The sequence below is a fragment of the Streptomyces sp. NPDC047072 genome (assembly GCF_040643855.1).
GTDB lineage: Bacteria > Actinomycetota > Actinomycetes > Streptomycetales > Streptomycetaceae > Streptomyces.
Map to the genome: position 1 here is coordinate 3698 of NZ_JBEYVC010000003.1, position 17508 is coordinate 21205.

Below are 17508 nucleotides of genomic sequence, written 5' to 3' on the forward strand. Positions count from 1 at the left end.
CGTACCCACACCGGGCGCCGGAGCCGACGTACCCGAACCACCACCCACCCCGTGCGGATACCCATACGAAGACGCACCCGCCCCCGGAGCCCCCGGCAGAGACGGCGTACCCACACCGGGCGCCGGAGCCGACGTACCCGAACCACCACCCACCCCGTGCGGATACCCATACGAAGACGCACCCGCCCCCGGAGCCCCCGGCAGAGGCGGCGTACCCGAAGCACCCCCCGTCCCCTGCGGATAGCCGTACGAAGACGCGCCCTCCCCAGAACCCCCCGGCGCCGGAGACGAAGCCGCGGCTCCACCCCGCCCGCGTCCCGCCGAAGGCGACAGCTTGCTGGTGGCGGAGTCGACGATGTCCCCGCCACCCCGCACGGACTCCGGCCCGGACCCTCCGGAAGACGCCGCACCCGGCACCCCGGCCCCTTGCGGATAGCCGTACGACGGCGCACCGGACGAAGGCGTCACGTCCGAACCCGGTCCACCCGACGAAGGCGTCACGTCCGCCCCCGGCCCACCCGACGAAGGCGTCACGTCCGCCCCCGGCCCACCCGGACCCGCGGATCCACCGGGCCCACCCAGTCCACCCAGTCCACCCGGTCCACCCACTCCACCCGGTCCGCCAAGCCCCTGCGGATAGCCGTACGACGCCCCACCGCCCCCCACCGAAGGCCGCCCCGGTGTGTCCGAACCGCTCCGCCCCAGCGCGTCCTCCCTCGTCCCCGGCGCGTTCGGGTCGTCCAGGGCCGGTGCCTCAGCTGTCGGCGGCAGCGCGCTCCCCCCGGGCATCAGCTCCGTCTCCGCGTCCGCAGGTGTCGAGGGCTCCTCGTCGGGGCCGCTCAGCGGTGACGCCGTCACCGTGTCGGGGAGGGCCACGGACAGGTCCTCCCCGCCGTTCGTGTCGGTCCCGGTCCAGGGAGTCGCCCCGGCAGCCACCTCGGACACCCGGTCCCGCACCCCACCGGACGCCCCCGCGCCCTCAACCGATCCCGACCCGACAGAACCACCCGACGCCGGGCCAGCCGACCCAACAGCACCACTGGCCCCCGAGCCAGCTGCCCCGACAGCACCACTGGACCCCGACCCGGCCGACCCAACAGCACCACTCGCCGCCGAATCCCCCGCCCCCGCCCCCGCCCCGGAACCCCGCCCCGGAATCCCCAACTTGTCCGCCGCGTCCTGCAACCACTCCGGCGGAGTCAGAAGAAACGACGTCTGGTTGAGGTCCACCCGAGCCGCCGCAGGCCCCGGTACCGCATCCGAGACGTCGTCCTCGCGGCCGTACTCCTCCTCGTACCGGCGGATCACCTCCCCCACCGGCAGCGCGGGCCACAGCGTGGCCTCCCCGCTGTCCCGGGCGAGCACCAGCCGCTGGGCGCCACCGTCCGAACGCGGCCCGTCCGCACGGTCCTCGGCCCACACCACGAACCCGAGCCCGAACTCCCGTACCCGCACCTCACGGTGCTGGTACGACGGCACGTCCCCGTTGATCCACTCTTCCGCGCGCTCCTGCGCCTGCGCGAACGTCACCATCGCCGAAGCTCACTCCCCAACCACGGAAGAAGACACGGGGACAGAACGGGCGAACCCGCCGTCCACCATGAGGTTCGCCACCGTCTCCAACTCCGGCGGATTGCCCGCGAGTCGGGACAGGAACACGTCGAAGTCCTCGCCGCACGGCAACAGCAGACGGGAGACCCGCTCGGCCGGCGCCAGCGAGGGATCGACGTCGCGCGCGTCGTCGTACGCGCAGAACCACACCGAACCGATCCGCTCCCCCTTGACCTTCACGGCCAGCAGCCCGCCCTGCACGAACCCGACGCCCAGGTAGTCCTTGGTCAGATGGTCGCGCAGACACTTGTTGACGTAGACGAGGTCGTTGACCGCCGCCTCGTCCCGCACCGTGAAGAACGGCTGGTCCACCAGCAGCCCCAACTCCGCGTCCAGCGCGGCCCCGACGGGCGCACAGCCACCCGCCGCCTTGAGGAACGACCGGTAGGCGCCCGGCAGTCGGTAGCCGAGGTCCTCCTCGACCCCCTGCACCTGCGACTCGGTCACCGCCACCGCCGACTTGGGCAGCCCGAAGTGCGCCGGACGCGTCTCCTGCAACGGCCGCGTCCCGCGCTTGTTCTGGTCGACCCCCGCCGACGCGATCCCGCCGTGGTGCCGCAGCAACGCCTTCACCTCGACCGGAATCAGCTCAAGACGCCGCGAGTCGAGCACGTGGTGCCACGTCCAGCCGTGCGGGGTCGCCACCGCCGACACCGTGTCCCACAGCTCGTGACCGGTCGCCGCCAGCGCCGCGTTCGCCGACACGTAGTCCGTCAGCCGCAGTTCGTCGACACCGAACCCCTCCGGCGGCTCGGCGATCTCCGCCGCCGCGCGCGCGTAGGGCGAGAAGTCGGGGTAGCCATGCTCGTCCACCCGCACCCCCCGGGGGTGCCGGGCCGCCCGGACCGGATCCGGGAAGTGCACGACCTGCCCGGCGTAGGCCGCGTTCGGCGGCGCGGCCCGTCCCCCGGCCCGGCGGCTGTCCGGTGCCGCCGGCCCGAGCCGACCTGTCGTCATGGCGAAAGCCCCCTGCGGCGCTCTGGTACGACCCGCGGCGACCCCCTCGGCCACTCGGCCGGGCCACCACACGCCGTATCGACTGTCTCGTCCCTCTCCACGCGTCAACCGCACGCGAGGGTTCACCTGAGCACCCCGCGGCGACCACACGGATCGCGGTGCGAACAGCCTATGCGGTACGACGACACCGGTCACCGGGCGCCGGTCAGCGCCCCTCCGCTTCCGTGACCAGCCGTCACCCCGCCGTGACAGCCTGCCCAAACCCGGGCGTGTCGCGCCGCCCCAGCTTTCGCGGCAGCCACGCCATTTGGCAATCTGTGACATCCGGGGGGATGCTCGGAGGGGATGATGATCATGAAAGCGACGACGGCCGGGACGCCGACGGGACCGCTCAGAGGACCGCACCACGACCCGTACACCGGCACACCCGCCGGCCCGGGCGCCGACCCCCGCCTCGGCGGCGGCGACCCGCGCATCGGCTGGAGCAGCACCGAAGCCCTGCACACACCCGCCCTGCTGGAGCGCCGCGACGGCATACTCCCGACCGTCGCCGCCGCCCTCTCCGTCCGCGGCGAGACCCTCACCGGCACCGCCGCCCGCGGCGACCAGGCACCACCCCTGCACCCGCTCGTCCAGGACTTCCTCGACACCCTCACCAGCGGCCAGCGCGACCGCTTCACCGGCCGCTGCGCCGAGACCATGCTCATATCCCGCCACATCGCCGCCGCCGACGCCGCCCGCAGCAAGCGCGCCGCCCGCAGGCCGATGACCAACGGCGAGGCCCGCAAGGCCCTCAAGCAGGCCAAGCTCACCACCCGCCGCATCCGCGAGGACGGCGACCCCCTGCACGGCAGCTTCGCCGCGCCCTGCCGCGCCTGCGCGGCCCTCAGCGCCCACTTCGGCGTCCGCATCGTGGACCCGACCGCAACCGAGAGCTGACCGCCGCGCATCCCCCTTCTCACATACGTACGGCAACTCCCGTACGCCCCATGGCAACACCTCTGTACGACAGCGCCGCCCGCCGGCGCCGATCCCTGACCTCGACGATCGAAGGGCCGATGCACCCCGACCGCACCTCGACCACCCGCTTCCCCGCCCCCGTCGACGCCGCCCTGCGCGCCGCCGGCTGGCAGCCCGGACGCTGGGACATAAAGCAGGCCGAGATCTGGGCCGACGCCCTGCGCGAACACACCTCACCCGGCGGACACCGGCACAGCGTGTTCCCGGCCGCCGTCGAGGCCTGGGCCGAATTCGGCGCCCTGCACCTCACCCCCGCGGGCCCCGGCCGCCAGGTCGCCCCCGTCCACCTCCACCTCGACCCGCTGCACGGCCTCCACATGGCCCGCACCCTCGTCGACCTCGGCCGCGCCCTCGACACCGAGGTCAGCCCCCTCGGCGCCGAGACCGACACCCAGGCACTCCTCGCCATCGACACCGAGGGCCGCGTCTACGCCCTCGACCACACCGGCGACTGGTACCTCGGCCCCGACATCGACCAGGCCCTGGCAGCGCTGGTCTCAGGCATCGAACCGGCACGGCTCACCGCGGGATAGCGGCCGGGCGAGACGGACACCTGGCGGGCCAGACACAGCGCAGGACGGACGCCACGCAAGACAGACGCCCACCGGGGCCGGGAGCGCGCGAGACCGTCGCCGATCAGTCCAGGGCGCGAGCCAGACCGCCGCCCACCAACCCCTACGCCGCCGGAATCACCGCGGGCTGACGAGGACTACGCCGCCGGAATCACCGCCGACACCCGGAAACCCCCCGCGTCCGTCGGTCCCGACACGAACACCCCGCCCAGCGCGGCGACCCGCTCCTTCATCCCCACCAGGCCGTTGCCGCCGGACGGCAACCGCGCCGGCGCCTGGGACGGCACCTCCGGCGGCGGCTCGTTCTCCACCTGCATCGCGATCTCCGACACCCGGTGCGCCAGCCGTACGTACGTCTTCGCACCCGCCGCGTGCTTGTGGACGTTCGTCAACGCCTCCTGCACCACCCGGAACGCCGTCTGCTCGATCTCCGCCGCATACGACCGCACATCTCCCTCGATCGACAGCGCCACGACCATCCCCGTCGCCGCCGACTGCCCGATCAGCGCGTCCAGATCGTCCAGACACGGCCCCTCCGCGTCCTCCACCGCCCGCGACGCCGCGGCCGCCGCGGCCACGCCCACCGCCGCCAACGGCAACGACCGCTCCGCCCGCGCCGCGTTGTCCGCACTGCGCAGCACCCCGAGCATCTCCCGCAACTCGGTCAGCGCCTGCCGCCCCATGTCCCCCACCAGCGCGGCATTCTTCACGGCCTTCTCGGGATCCTTGCGCGCGACCGCCTGCAGCGCCGCCGCATGCACCACCATCAGACTCACCCGATGCGCGACCACGTCATGCATCTCCCGCGCGATCCGCGTCCGCTCCTCGTTCCGCGCCCACTCCGCGCGCTCCTCCGCGCGCTCGGCGAGCAGTTGCAACTCCCGCTCCAGACTGTCGGCGCGCTCCCGGAGACTCTCCATCAGCCGCCGCCGGGCCCCCACGTACAGTCCCAGCAGCAACGGCGGCGCGGTCATCCCGATCGCCGTCGTGATCGACGCGAACGGCACGAACCAGTCGCCCAGGTCCCAGGTGCCGTGCGCCATGTCCTGCCGGACCCGCACGAACATCACGATCAGCATCCCGACGAGGGACATACCGGCGAGGGAACCGATGATGCGGCGGGGCAGTTCGGACGCGGCGAGGGTGTAGAGACCGACGATGCCCATCAGGTAGCCCATCTGGGCCGGAGTGATCGCGATGGAGACGAGAACTACGGCGATCGGCCACTGGCGGCGGACGAGCAGTACGGAGCCGGCGAGAACGCCGAAGACGATGCCGACGGGGGTGGGGATCCCGGCGTCGTGCGCGAACCGGATCCCTTCGAACGCACACTCCACCGCGGAGGCCGCCGCGAGCCCGATGTCCAAGGCCGCGCTACGCCACCGCTCCCACCACCACGGCCCCTGAGGCGCCCTGGTGGAGTCTTCCCCCGTCGTGGTCATGCCTCCCAGCCTACGATCGGTCGCCGCCGGATTTCCGTCGACTTTCTCCGACAGGCCTACACCACGCGCGGTGACCGATCGATAGCAAAAACATCCGATATCCCTCGAACTGCTGAATCACACACTGTTCGACTCCGGAAGGTCGCATTCCGCCCAGACGGTATGCGCATGGCACATCCACCTGGCAAGTACGCGGACTTCGAGGGGTTGCGGGAGCGGGCGGTGGCGTTGCGCCGGTCCGGCCTCAGCCGCCGACAGATCCGCGACCACCTGCACGTCGACAACAACGACATCCTCAACCGCCTCCTGGAGGGCGAGCCGCCTCCGGAGTGGACCAAACGCCCGAACGCCAAGGACGACCTACGGCACCGAGCAAGGGAACTCCGCCTCCAGGGCTGGACGTACGACCAGATCCAGGTGGAGCTGGGCTGCTCGAAGAGCTCGATCTCACTGTGGGTACGGGACCTGCCGAAGCCCGAGCGCCGCGATCCCTCAGAGCAGGCGAAGCTCGCAGCACGGAAGCGATGGGAGCACGAACTGGCTGTACGGGACGAAGCACGACAGAAGACCAAGGCGGCGGCGACCGAACAGTTCGGCGAAATGTCCGACCGCGACTTGTTCGTCGCGGGCATCGCCCTCTACTGGGCTGAGGGCTCCAAGGACAAGTCGTACGACCGACGAGAGAACGTCCTCTTCGTCAACAGCGATCCGGGCGTGATCCAGGTCTATCTCGCATGGCTCGACCTGCTTGGTGTGGAGTCCGAGCGCCTGGCGTACCGGGTGATGATCCACATGACGGCCGACGTGGAGAGAGCCAAGCGCTACTGGGCAGACCTGGTGGGCGTCGACGTCTCCGGCTTCCAGAAGACGACGATCAAGAAACACAATCCCAAGACCGTGCGCAAGAACGTCGGCGACGACTACCGAGGTTGCCTGGTGATCCGGGTTGCGCAGGGCGCGGAGCTGTACCGCCAGATCGAAGGCTGGTGGAAGGGAATGGTGGCTCAGGCGCCAGCACGACTCAGGTAAGGTCGGACGCAGCCATCCGCCATGGGGTAACTGGTAGCCCGCGGGCCTTTGAAGCCCTGTAGTGCTGGTTCGAATCCAGCTGGCGGAGCAACAAGGTTCGGGCCCTGACAGCACTGTCAGGGCCCGCTCTCATGTCCCCCATGAAACGCCCCGGTATCCTGCGGATGTCACCCCACCCTCTCCACAGCCGAAGGGCATCCCGTGAGCGCCATTCGCCCGGCAGCCGTCGTCGTTCTCGCAGCGGGTGAGGGCACCCGTATGAAGTCGGCCACACCGAAGGTCATGCATGAGATCTGTGGCCGCAGTCTTGTAGGGCATGTACTCGCCGCCTCGCGGGAGTTGGACCCCGAGAACCTCGTCGTGGTCGTCGGGCACGCGCGGGAGAAGGTCGTCGCGCATCTCGGTGAGATCGACCAGGACGTACGGACCGCGGTCCAGGCGCAGCAGAACGGCACCGGGCACGCCGTACGGATGGCTCTGGAGGAGTTGGGCGGGGCCGTCGACGGGACTGTCGTCGTCGTGTGCGGGGACACCCCGCTGCTCACCGGCGCCACCCTCAACGCCCTTGCCGCCACGCACTCCGGTGACGGGAACGCCGTCACCGTTCTCACCGCCGAGGTGCCGGACGCGACCGGTTACGGCCGGATCGTGCGGGACGACTTCTCGGGTGCCGTGACGGCGATCGTGGAGCACAAGGACGCCTCGGAGGCGCAGCGGGCGATCCGGGAGATCAACTCCGGGGTGTTCGCGTTCGACGGGCAACTCCTCGCCGATGCGCTCAAGAAGGTGCGGACGGACAACTCGCAGGGCGAGGAGTACCTCACCGATGTGCTGGGGATCCTGCGGGAGGCCGGGCATCGGGTGGGGGCGTGTGTGGCCGGCGATCACCGGGAGATCGCGGGGATCAACAACCGTGTGCAGTTGAGCGAGGCGCGCAGGATTCTCAACGACCGGTTGCTGACCGCGGCCATGCTCTCGGGGGTGACGGTCATCGATCCGGCGACGACGTGGATCGACATGGCGGTGACTTTCGGCCAGGACGCGGTCGTGCATCCGGGTACGCAGTTGCACGGTGAGACGCATGTCGGCGAGGGCGCCGAGGTGGGTCCCAACAGCCGTCTCACGAACACGGTCGTCGAGTCCGGGGCCCGGGTCGACAACACCGTGGCCGACGGTGCGCATGTCGGCGCCGGTGCGTCCGTGGGGCCGTACGCCTATCTCCGTCCCGGTACCCGGCTGGGTGCGAAGGGCAAGATCGGGACGTACGTCGAGACGAAGAACGCGTCGATCGGGGAGGGCACGAAGGTGCCGCATCTCTCCTACGTGGGGGACGCGACGATCGGTGAGTACACCAACATCGGTGCGGCGAGCGTGTTCGTGAACTACGACGGGCAGGACAAGCATCACACGACCGTCGGGTCGCACTGTCGTACGGGTTCGGACAACATGTTTGTGGCTCCTGTCACGGTCGGGGACGGTGCGTACACCGCCGCCGGGTCCGTGATCACGAAGGATGTGCCGCCCGGTTCGCTGGCCGTGGCCCGTGGCCAGCAGCGGAATATCGAGGGCTGGGTGGCGCGGAAGCGGCCGGGGAGCGCGGCGGCGAAGGCTGCCGAGGCGGCCTCTGGCCAGCAGGAGCGCGAGAGCTGACCGGAAACAGGTGCGCCAGAGTCGTCGTACCGTGATAAGTGCACACCCCGCTGTAGATACCTCTGAGGAGACAGTGCTGTGACCGGGATCAAGACGACCGGCGAGAAGAAGATGATGTTCTTCTCCGGCCGCGCCCACCCCGAGCTTGCCGAGGAGGTCGCCCAGCAGCTGGGTGTCGGGGTCGTCCCGACGAAGGCCTTCGACTTCGCGAACGGCGAGATCTACGTCCGTTACCAGGAGTCGGCGCGCGGTGCGGACTGCTTCGTGATCCAGAGCCACACGGCTCCGATCAACCAGTGGATCATGGAGCAGTTGATCATGATCGACGCCCTGAAGCGTGCGTCGGCGCGTTCGATCACCGTGATCGTGCCGTTCTACGGCTATGCGCGGCAGGACAAGAAGCACCGTGGTCGTGAGCCGATCTCGGCGCGGCTGATCGCGGACCTGATGAAGACGGCGGGTGCGGACCGCATCCTGACCGTCGATCTGCACACCGACCAGATCCAGGGCTTCTTCGACGGCCCCGTCGACCACCTGTTCGCGCTGCCGCTGCTGGCGGACTACGTGGGCCGGAAGACCGACCGGGCGAAGCTGACGGTGGTCTCGCCGGACGCGGGCCGGGTGCGGGTCGCGGACCGCTGGTGCGACCGGCTGGGCGCGCCGCTGGCGATCGTGCACAAGCGGCGGGACAAGGACGTGGCGAACCAGGTGACCGTCCACGAGGTCGTGGGTGAGGTCAAGGGCCGCGTGTGTGTCCTGGTCGACGACATGATCGACACCGGTGGCACCATCTGCGCCGCGGCGGACGCGTTGTTCGCGCACGGTGCGGAGGACGTCATCGTCACTGCGACGCACGGTGTGCTCTCGGGTCCCGCGGCGGACCGGCTGAAGAACTCCCGGGTGAGCGAGTTCGTGTTCACGAACACGCTGCCGACACCGGGTGAGCTGGCTCATGACCTGGACAAGATCAAGGTGCTGTCGATCGCGCCGACGATCGCGAGTGCGGTGCGTGAGGTGTTCGAGGACGGGTCGGTGACGAGCCTCTTCGACGAGCAGTGAGCGTGCGGTGAGCGTGCGGTGAGCTGTAAAAACGCTTCTGCATGATCGATTTTTCTATGGCCTCCCCCGCCGAGTAGACTGCGCAAGTTGCTCGGCGAGGGAGGCCGTATCCATGGATACGGCGATCCGTTATCGACGCGCTCTTCGTAGCAGGCCGTTCGTGGCCGGGTGACCACGTCCGTCGCTATTTCTACGAGGAGTGATCCGCATGTCCGAGGTCAAGATCTCCGCCGAGACCCGTTCCGAGTTCGGCAAGGGTGCCGCCCGCCGTATCCGCCGTGACGCCAAGGTTCCCGGTGTTCTCTACGGTCACGGTTCCGACCCGCTGCACCTGACCCTTCCGGGCCACGAGCTGCTGCTCGCCCTGCGTACGTCGAACGTCCTGATCTCCCTGGACATCGACGGCAAGACCAACGAGCTGGCGATCCCGAAGTCCGTGCAGCGCGACCCGATCAAGGGCTTCCTGGAGCACGTCGACCTGCTTCTCGTGAAGCGCGGCGAGAAGGTCACCGTCGAGATCCCGGTGCACGCCGAGGGCGAGCTGGCCGCCGGCGGCAACCTGCTGGAGCACGTGCTCAACGCGCTTCCGGTCGAGGCCGAGGCCACCCACATCCCCGAGTCCGTCACGGTCTCCGTCGAGGGCCTGGAGGCCGGTGCCTCCGTCCTCGCCAAGGACATCAAGCTCCCGAACGGCACCACGCTGGCCGTCGAGGGCGACACCGTCGTCCTCCAGGTCCTGGCCGCGCAGGCCGAGGAGGCCCCGGAGGGCGAGGCCGAGGGCGACGAGGCCGCGGAGGCCTGACCGGCGGCTCGGCCGTGGCTGTCGTGGCGCCGCTTCGAAGGCGCCCGGCGCCGCAGGCTGTGCCCACCCGTTCCGCCGTGCGGAACGACCGCCCACAGCGGTAGCGATATACGCTCAGCCGCCGCCCCTGTTGTTTTTCCGGGGGCGGCGGCTGCGGCATGTACAGAGGAGAGATGGACGTGACCACCCCCGCCAACGCGCCCTGGCTGATCGTCGGGCTCGGCAACCCCGGGGCCGAGTACGCCGGCAACCGGCACAATGTCGGCTTCATGGTGGCCGATCTGCTGGCCGCGCGGACCGGGGGCCGGTTCAAGCGGGCCGGGAAGGCGCAGGCGCAGGTCGTGGAGGGGCGGATCGGTCCGCCCGGGCCGGCCAACCGGCGGGTGATCCTGGTGAAGCCGATGTCGTTCATGAACCTGTCCGGTGGGCCGGTGAACGCGCTCAAGGACTTCTACAAGGTGCCGGTCGCGAACATCGTGGCGATCCATGACGAGCTGGACATCGACTACGGCGTGCTGCGGCTGAAGCTGGGTGGCGGGGACAACGGCCACAACGGGCTGAAGTCGATGACGAAGGCGTTCGGCGCGGACTACCACCGGGTGCGGTTCGGGATCGGGCGCCCTCCGGGCCGTATGCAGGTCGCGGACTTCGTGCTGAAGGACTTCGCGTCGAGCGAGCGCAAGGAGCTGGACTACTTCGTGGACCGGGCGGCCGACGCGGTGGAGGCGCTGGTGACCGAGGGTCTGGAGCGGGCGCAGAGCACGTACAACTCCTAGTCGCCTCCCAGCCGACATTGACTTTGAGCAAGGCGATGGCCAATGATCCCCGCCATGCCTGCCACCACCGCGGCCCGCAAGGGCTCCCGTCAGACCTCGGCCGCCGCCCTGCGCTTCGGGCGGCTCGCCGCCATGGGGGCGGTCGCGCTGGTGATCCTGGTCGCCGGGGTGTGGGCGTCCTGGGGCAGCGCCCAGTACGTGATGCTCACCAAGGGGCGTGAGCAGGGCACGGTCGAGGTGGCGCGGTGTGCGGCCGAGGAGTGCAGCGGCCCGTACACGCCGGTCTCGCACGGGTCGACGGCGCGGGCGCGGGTGGTCATCCACCAGAGCGTGGCCGTGAAGAAGGGGCAGGCCTACGCGGTCGTGGTCAAGCCCGGTACCGACGAGGTCGTACGGTCGGGGCCGTCCGGAGTCCTGTACTCCTGGGTGCCGTTGGGCGGGGCGCTGCTGCTGGCCTCCGTCGTGGTGGCGGGCGGGCTGCGCCGGACGCGGCTCGCGTGGGTCATGGCGGGCTCGGGGGTCGTTCTGCTCACGGCTGCTTTCGTGACGGTCTGAGAGGGTTCGGCGTTCTCTTTTTCTGTGGAGGACATGAGTGTTGTCTGTTCGTGATTGACCAGAGGTCAGTCACAGCCGCAAGCTGAGCCGCCCCCTCCACATCTTCCCGTTCACTCTCGAAGATGGATAACTGCCCCATGCGTACCCTCAACCGCGCCGGCGTCCTGTCCGCCGTCGCCGCAGCGGCCTTCCTCGTCGCCCCGGCCGCGCACGCGACCGCGCCCGGCGACAACGGCACCGTGAAAATCCACGACGCCACCACCGGCGAAGAGCTCCGCAAGAACGAGCCGCACGTCTGCACCTTCTACCTCGACGCCTTCGGCTTCGACGCGGTCCAGGAGGTGGACTGGCACATCGAGGCCTGGGCGCCCACGGCCGACGTCAAGGGCGAGACCGTGAAGTCCGGCGAGATCACGCTGGACGCCGACGGCCACGGCCGTACCGAGGACCTGTCCCTGCCGGACGGGCACTACAAGCTGTTCTGGAACTTCGAGGGTGAGAAGGGCGCCGCCAAGCACAAGGTGTTCTGGACGGACTGCGAGGACGACCAGGGTGGCGAGGGCGGGTCCGGCGGCTCTACGGCCACCCCGTCGGCGCCCGCCTCCACGACCCCGGGATCCACCGAGTCGGCCACTCCGGGTGCCGAGGCTTCCCCGTCGGCGTCCGCCGCTGTCTCCGCCTCCGCATCCGCGTCCGCCCAGGGCGGTTCCGGTGACCTCGCCGAGACCGGCAGCAGCGCCCCGGTCGGGCTGCTCTCCGGGCTCGCGGCCGCGCTGGTGGCGGCGGGCGGTTACCTGGTGGTCCGGCGGCGCCGGGCCTGACGTACGACAAAAGTGCCCCCGGGATTGGATCCCGGGGGCACTTCCATGACCGGGCTCAGCCCGTGTTGCGCAGGCCCGCCGCCACGCCGTTGACGGTGAGCAGCAGGGCGCGGGCGAGGAGCGGGTCGGCGGGCTCGCCCGCTGCGGCCGCGTCGCGCTGGCGCTTGAGGAGCGTCACCTGGAGGTAGGAGATCGGGTCCAGGTAGGCGTCGCGGATGGCGAAGGTCTGCTTCAACACCGGGGTGGCGTCGAGGAGTTCGGACTCGCCGGTGACGCGCAGGACCTCGGCGACGGTCAGCTCGTGCTCGGCCCTGATGACGTCGAAGACGTGCTTGAGTTCGTCCGGTACGAGGGTGTCGACGTAGTGGGCGGCGATCCTGAGGTCGGTCTTCGCGAGGGTCATCTCGACGTTGGAGATGAAGTTCCGGAAGAAGTGCCACTGTTCGTGCATCTCGTCGAGGACGGTGTCCAGGCCCGCCTCGCGCAGCGCCTTGAGGCCGGAGCCGACGCCGAACCAGCCCGGGACGATCTGGCGGGACTGGGTCCAGCCGAACACCCACGGGATGGCGCGCAGTCCGTCGAGGGAGACGCCGGAGCCGGGGCGGCGGGAGGGCCGTGAGCCGAGGTGCAGGTCGGCGAGCTGGTCCACCGGGGTCGAGGCGAGGAAGTACGTCGGCAGGTCCGGGTCCTCGACGAGCCGGCGGTAGGCCGCGTGGGCAGCGTCGCTCACCACGTCCATCGCCGCGTCCCAGCGGGCCAGCGCCTCGTCGGACTGGCGGGGGGCGGTGTGCAGGGCGGAGGCCTGGAGGGTTGCCGCGACGGTCAGTTCGAGGTTCTCGCGGGCCAGCGACGGGACGAGGTACTTGTCGGAGATGACCTCGCCCTGCTCGGTCACCTTGATCTCGCCCTCCAGGGTGCCCCAGGGCTGGGCGAGGATCGCGTCGTGCGAGGGGCCGCCACCGCGGCCGACGGTGCCGCCGCGGCCGTGGAAGAGGCGCAGGCGCACGCCGTAGCGGTGGGCGACGTCACGCAGGCGCCGCTGGGCGCGGTGGATCTCCCACTGCGAAGTGGTGATGCCGCCGAACTTGGAGGAGTCCGAGTAGCCGAGCATGACCTCCTGGACATCGCCCCGGAGCGCGACCAGACGCCGGTACGACGGGTCGGAGAGCATCTCCTCCAGGATGGTGTCGGCGGCCTTGAGCTCGTCGGTGGTCTCCAGGAGCGGCACGATGCCGATCTTCGCCCAGCCCGCGTGCAGGTCGAGGAGGCCGGTCTCGCGGGCCAGCACGGCGGCCGCGAAGACGTCGTCGGCGCCCTGGCACATCGAGATGATGTACGACTCGACGACCTCGGGCCCGAAGACCTCCAGGGCCCGCCTGACGGTCTGGAAGACGCCGAGGGTCTTCTCGCCGGCCGCGTCCACCGGAGCCGGGGTGGGCGCCAGCGGCCTGCGGGAGCGCAGCTCCTTCGCCAGCAGCTTGGCGCGGTACTCGCGAGGCATGTCGACGTAGCGCCAGGACTCCTCGCCGAGCCGGTCGAAGAGCTGGCCGAGGGCGTGGTGGTGGGCGTCGGCGTGCTCGCGGACGTCCATGGTGGCGAGCTGGAGGCCGAAGGCGGCCAGGGTGCGGATGGTGCGGTTCATCCGGCCGTCGGCGAAGAGGCCGCCGCGGTGCTCCCGCAGCGAGGTCTGGATGAGGGTGAGGTCGGCGAGCAGCTCGCCGGTGCCGAGGTAGTCGCGGCCGTCCTCGTGCGGGATGCCCCTGGCCAGGCGGGTCTTGGTGTTCTCCAGCTTCTGCCGGATGCAGGTGGCCTTGAGGCGGTACGGCTCCTCGGCGTTGAGGCGCTTGTAGCGGGGGCTGATCTCGGGGAGCCGCTCCAGGTCTGCCTTGAGGGAGTCCAGGAGTTCCTCGGTGGCGCCGGTGTAGCGGATGGAGTTGGAGAGGAAGCCTCTGAGCTCGTCGATCATCTCCAGGGCGTCGTTGATGCCGTGCTCGTGCTGGAGGATCAGGACGTCCCAGGTGACCTGGGGGGTGACGTTGGGGTTGCCGTCGCGGTCGCCGCCGATCCAGGTGCCGAAGGTGAGGGGGCGGGTGGCGTCGGGGAGGGTGACGCCAACGCGCTCCAGCTCGGCGGTGAGGTCTTCCAGGACGTCGCCGACGGCGCCGGCGTGCAGTTCGTCGAGGTAGTAGATGGCGTTGCGGGCCTCGTCGGCGGGCTCGGGGCGTACGACCCGCAGCTCGTCGGTCTGCCAGACCAGGTCGATGTTCTCGGCCAGCCGGGTGTCGTAGCGGCGCCGGTCGGCCTCGATGACCGGGGTCTCCAGGAGGGCGGCGATGCGGCGCAGCTTGTTGAGGACGGAGCGGCGGGCGGCCTCGGTGGGGTGCGCGGTGAAGACCGGGCGGACGTTGAGGTTGGCGACGGTCTGGCGCAGGTGCTCGGGGTCGGCGTCCTTGAGGCGGTCGGCCGTACGGGCGAGGAGGCCGCCCTCGGCGGCGCGCCGGGCCCGCAGTTCGCGGCCGCGGTGGACCTGCTCGGTGACGTTGGCGAGGTGGAAGTAGGTGGAGAAGGCGCGCACCAGCTTGGCGGCGGTCTCCAGCTCGGTGCCGCGCAGCAGCTCGGCGGCGGCCTCGCCGTCCTCTCGGGTGAGGCGGCGGACCTTCTCCACGAGTTCCAGCAGCTCGGGGCCCTCCTGGCGGACGAGGGCCTCGCCGAGGAGGTCGCCGAGGCGGCGGATGTCGGCGCGCAGCTCACTGCTCGTGGTGGTCTGGTCGTCGGCACTGCTCACAGGTGCGGCTCCTTGCAGTGTTGAAGCTCGTCCGGGAGGGAAGAAATCAGAACGGACCGCGCTGTCCGACCGACACAAGGATAGGTGTCGCGCTGCGACGCAGGTGGTCGGGCTCTTGCCCAGGCGTCTCCCCCTGCCATACTTACGATGCCGTAGGTTACGGGACCGTAGGAACGGTTACCCGGTCACTTTCCCCACCCTCGACCCCACAGGGGACGCGCATGACCACAAGCTCCGACGTGATCGAAGACCCTTCGAAGGCGGCTGTCGACACCCCCCTGCCCTCCGCCACCCTGGGTGGTGAGCAGAAGCGCTCGCTCGAGCAGATCACCCTGCTGCTGTTCATCACCGTTCCGTTCCTGGCGCTGCTCGCGGCGGTGCCGCTGGCGTGGGGCTGGGGCGTGAGCTGGCTCGACCTCGGCCTTCTCGTCTTCTTCTACTACCTCGGCTGCCACGGCATCACGATCGGCTTCCACCGCTACTTCACCCACGGCTCCTTCAAGGCGAGGCGGCCGCTCAGGATCGCGCTGGCGATCATGGGGTCGATGGCGGTCGAGGGTCCGCTGGTGCGCTGGGTGGCCGACCACCGCAAGCACCACAAGTTCTCCGACGCCGAGGGCGACCCCCACTCGCCGTGGCGGTTCGGGGAGACGGTCCCGGCGCTGATGAAGGGCCTGTGGTGGGCGCACATCGGCTGGATGTTCGACGAGGAGCAGACCCCGCAGGACAAGTACGCGCCGGATCTGATCAAGGACAGGGCGATCCGGACGATCTCCCGGCAGTTCATCTACTGGACGATGCTCTCGCTCGCACTGCCGGCGCTGATCGGCGGTCTGGTGACGATGTCGTGGTGGGGCGCGTTCACCGGCTTCTTCTGGGGCTCGCTGGTCCGCGTCTGCCTCCTGCACCATGTGACCTGGTCGATCAACTCGATCTGCCACGCGGTCGGCAAGCGGCCCTTCAAGTCGCGGGACCGCTCGGGCAACGTGTGGTGGCTGGCGGTGCTGTCCTGCGGTGAGTCCTGGCACAACCTGCACCACGCCGACCCGACGTCCGCGCGGCACGGCGTGATGCGCGGGCAGGTGGACTCCTCGGCGCGGATCATCCGCTGGTTCGAGATGCTCGGGTGGGCGTACGACGTGCGCTGGCCGTCACGCTCGCGTATCGATTCCCGCCGGAATACGGACGGGGACGGCTCCCGGCGCCGGAAGGAGGCCGCCGAGGCGGCATGATGGACGCCGTGGCGACCGACTCGAGCACCCCCAGCGACGAAGTGAAGCCGCGGCGTGCCCGGCGCACCCGGATGACGGGCGCCGAGCGCCGGGCCCAGTTGCTGGAGATCGGTCGGACCCTCTTCGCGGCGAAGGGCTTCGAGGCGACGTCGGTGGAGGAGATCGCCGCGAAGGCGGGCGTCTCCAAGCCGGTGGTGTACGAGCACTTCGGGGGCAAGGAGGGGCTGTACGCGGTGGTGGTCGACCGTGAGATGCGGCGGCTGCTGGACATGGTGACGAGTTCCCTGACGGCGGGCCACCCCCGGGAGCTCTGCGAGCAGGCGGCGTTCGCGCTCCTCGACTACATCGAGGAGTACACGGACGGCTTCCGCATCCTGGTCCGCGACTCCCCCATCCCGCAGTCCACGGGCTCCTTCGCCTCGCTGATCTCCGACATCGCGACGCAGGTGGAGGACATCCTGGGCCGCGAGTTCAAGCGACGCGGCTTCGACCCCAAACTGGCCCCCCTCTACGCCCAGGCCCTGGTCGGCATGGTCGCCCTGACCGGCCAGTGGTGGCTCGACGTCCGCCGCCCCAAGAAGGCGGAGGTCGCGGCCCACCTGGTCAACCTGGCCTGGCACGGCCTGGACGGCCTGGAGGCGAAGCCGCGGCTGATAGGGCGCCGCAAGAGCTGAGGGGGCCAGGACGGGTGGCGGAGCTGCCGGAGACGGTCTGCCGGGTCTGCGGCCGCGACGACGGCGCTCCCCCTGAGACGTACTCGGGCCGTACGACGGCCCGTGCACCGCGAGGGCGCACAGGCCGTCCGTTTACGTACCGTCAGTGCTTGAAGGTGTCCTTCGTCTTCTCCTTGGCCTGGCGGGCGTCGCCCTTGGACTGCCCCATGCGGCCCTCGGCCTCCATGCGCTCGTTGCCGACCGCGCGGCCCATGGCCTCCTTGGCCTTGCCCTTGGCCTGTTCCTTCTTGGCCTTGGCCTTCTGGTCCTTCGCCACCGTTATCACCTCAAGTCAGTGCGGACTCCGGTGTCACGGCACCGGGTATCCGGCCCTACGGGGATGAAACGGGCTCCAGGAACTCCAGTCGGTTGCCGACCGGGTCGTAGGAGTAGAAGCGGCGGTGCCCCGGCAGGTCCCCGTCCCGGTGCACCGGCGCCCCGCCCGCCTCCAGCCGGGCCGCGTACGCCTCGATGCCCGTGACCC

15 protein-coding genes, 1 tRNA gene and 1 pseudogene are annotated in these 17508 nt (G+C 70.2%); 12 read left to right on the forward strand and 5 right to left on the reverse strand.

Annotation, left to right across the window (positions count from 1 at the left end; all coding sequences use genetic code 11):
- Window positions 1-1542: 1542 nt before the first annotated feature.
- On the reverse strand, window positions 1543-2568 hold the full coding sequence (locus ABZ896_RS01815; RefSeq protein WP_360920267.1) for an SMI1/KNR4 family protein: 1026 nt from the start codon (window positions 2566-2568) through the stop codon (window positions 1543-1545).
- A 345-nt stretch (window positions 2569-2913) separates the two neighbouring features.
- On the opposite strand from ABZ896_RS01815, the gene ABZ896_RS01820 reads away from it, so the two are divergent.
- Window positions 2914-3507, forward strand: coding sequence for a YwqJ-related putative deaminase (locus ABZ896_RS01820; protein WP_360920270.1), 594 nt, complete (start codon window positions 2914-2916; stop codon window positions 3505-3507).
- Between the two features lie 119 nt (window positions 3508-3626).
- Window positions 3627-4121 carry an SUKH-3 domain-containing protein gene (locus ABZ896_RS01825; RefSeq protein WP_360920713.1) on the forward strand — a complete coding sequence of 165 codons (495 nt, stop codon included), beginning with the start codon at window positions 3627-3629 and terminating at the stop codon, window positions 4119-4121.
- A gap of 176 nt (window positions 4122-4297) precedes the next feature.
- Here ABZ896_RS01825 and ABZ896_RS01830 read toward each other — a convergent pair whose 3' ends face one another.
- Window positions 4298-5602, reverse strand: coding sequence for a histidine kinase (locus ABZ896_RS01830; protein WP_360920272.1), 1305 nt, complete (start codon window positions 5600-5602; stop codon window positions 4298-4300).
- Window positions 5603-5770: 168 nt separating this feature from the next.
- On the opposite strand from ABZ896_RS01830, the gene ABZ896_RS01835 reads away from it, so the two are divergent.
- The 8 genes from ABZ896_RS01835 to ABZ896_RS01870 all read left to right on the forward strand — a co-directional run bounded on the left by ABZ896_RS01835 (window position 5771) and on the right by ABZ896_RS01870 (window position 12294).
- Window positions 5771-6631, forward strand: coding sequence for a hypothetical protein (locus tag ABZ896_RS01835; protein ID WP_360920275.1), 861 nt, complete (start codon window positions 5771-5773; stop codon window positions 6629-6631).
- Between the two features lie 15 nt (window positions 6632-6646).
- Window positions 6647-6719, forward strand: a tRNA-Gln gene (locus ABZ896_RS01840).
- A 113-nt stretch (window positions 6720-6832) separates the two neighbouring features.
- Window positions 6833-8281 carry a bifunctional UDP-N-acetylglucosamine diphosphorylase/glucosamine-1-phosphate N-acetyltransferase GlmU gene (gene glmU / locus ABZ896_RS01845; RefSeq protein ID WP_360920277.1) on the forward strand — a complete coding sequence of 483 codons (1449 nt, stop codon included), beginning with the start codon at window positions 6833-6835 and terminating at the stop codon, window positions 8279-8281.
- 78 nt (window positions 8282-8359) lie between these two features.
- Window positions 8360-9340, forward strand: coding sequence for a ribose-phosphate diphosphokinase (locus ABZ896_RS01850; protein WP_360920279.1), 981 nt, complete (start codon window positions 8360-8362; stop codon window positions 9338-9340).
- A gap of 208 nt (window positions 9341-9548) precedes the next feature.
- On the forward strand, window positions 9549-10142 hold the full coding sequence (locus ABZ896_RS01855) for a 50S ribosomal protein L25/general stress protein Ctc (RefSeq protein WP_360920282.1): 594 nt from the start codon (window positions 9549-9551) through the stop codon (window positions 10140-10142).
- Between the two features lie 173 nt (window positions 10143-10315).
- Window positions 10316-10918 carry an aminoacyl-tRNA hydrolase gene (gene pth / locus ABZ896_RS01860; protein WP_360920286.1) on the forward strand — a complete coding sequence of 201 codons (603 nt, stop codon included), beginning with the start codon at window positions 10316-10318 and terminating at the stop codon, window positions 10916-10918.
- A gap of 54 nt (window positions 10919-10972) precedes the next feature.
- Window positions 10973-11473 (forward strand): hypothetical protein, encoded by a 501-nt coding sequence (locus ABZ896_RS01865; RefSeq protein WP_360920289.1) that lies wholly within the window; start codon window positions 10973-10975, stop codon window positions 11471-11473.
- Between the two features lie 137 nt (window positions 11474-11610).
- Window positions 11611-12294, forward strand: a complete 684-nt coding sequence (locus ABZ896_RS01870; RefSeq protein WP_360920292.1) for an LPXTG cell wall anchor domain-containing protein — start codon at window positions 11611-11613, stop codon at window positions 12292-12294.
- 55 nt (window positions 12295-12349) lie between these two features.
- Here ABZ896_RS01870 and ppc read toward each other — a convergent pair whose 3' ends face one another.
- Window positions 12350-15079: a phosphoenolpyruvate carboxylase gene (ppc, locus tag ABZ896_RS01875; protein ID WP_360920295.1), complete on the reverse strand. Its 2730-nt coding sequence runs from the start codon at window positions 15077-15079 to the stop codon at window positions 12350-12352.
- A 221-nt stretch (window positions 15080-15300) separates the two neighbouring features.
- Here ppc and ABZ896_RS01880 point away from each other — a divergent pair, with 221 nt between their 5' ends.
- Together ABZ896_RS01880 and ABZ896_RS01885 are read left to right on the forward strand one after the other, a co-directional pair.
- Window positions 15301-16311: a fatty acid desaturase gene (locus ABZ896_RS01880; RefSeq protein WP_360920298.1), complete on the forward strand. Its 1011-nt coding sequence runs from the start codon at window positions 15301-15303 to the stop codon at window positions 16309-16311.
- Window positions 16308-16985, forward strand: coding sequence for a TetR/AcrR family transcriptional regulator (locus tag ABZ896_RS01885; protein WP_360920303.1), 678 nt, complete (start codon window positions 16308-16310; stop codon window positions 16983-16985). Before ABZ896_RS01880 ends, ABZ896_RS01885 begins: the two co-directional genes overlap by 4 nt.
- A gap of 142 nt (window positions 16986-17127) precedes the next feature.
- On the opposite strand, the gene ABZ896_RS01890 is transcribed toward ABZ896_RS01885, so the two are convergent.
- Window positions 17128-17301, reverse strand: a complete 174-nt coding sequence (locus tag ABZ896_RS01890) for a CsbD family protein (protein WP_360920306.1) — start codon at window positions 17299-17301, stop codon at window positions 17128-17130.
- A gap of 55 nt (window positions 17302-17356) precedes the next feature.
- Window positions 17357-17508: pseudogene (locus ABZ896_RS01895) on the reverse strand (glyoxalase); the annotation flags it as partial.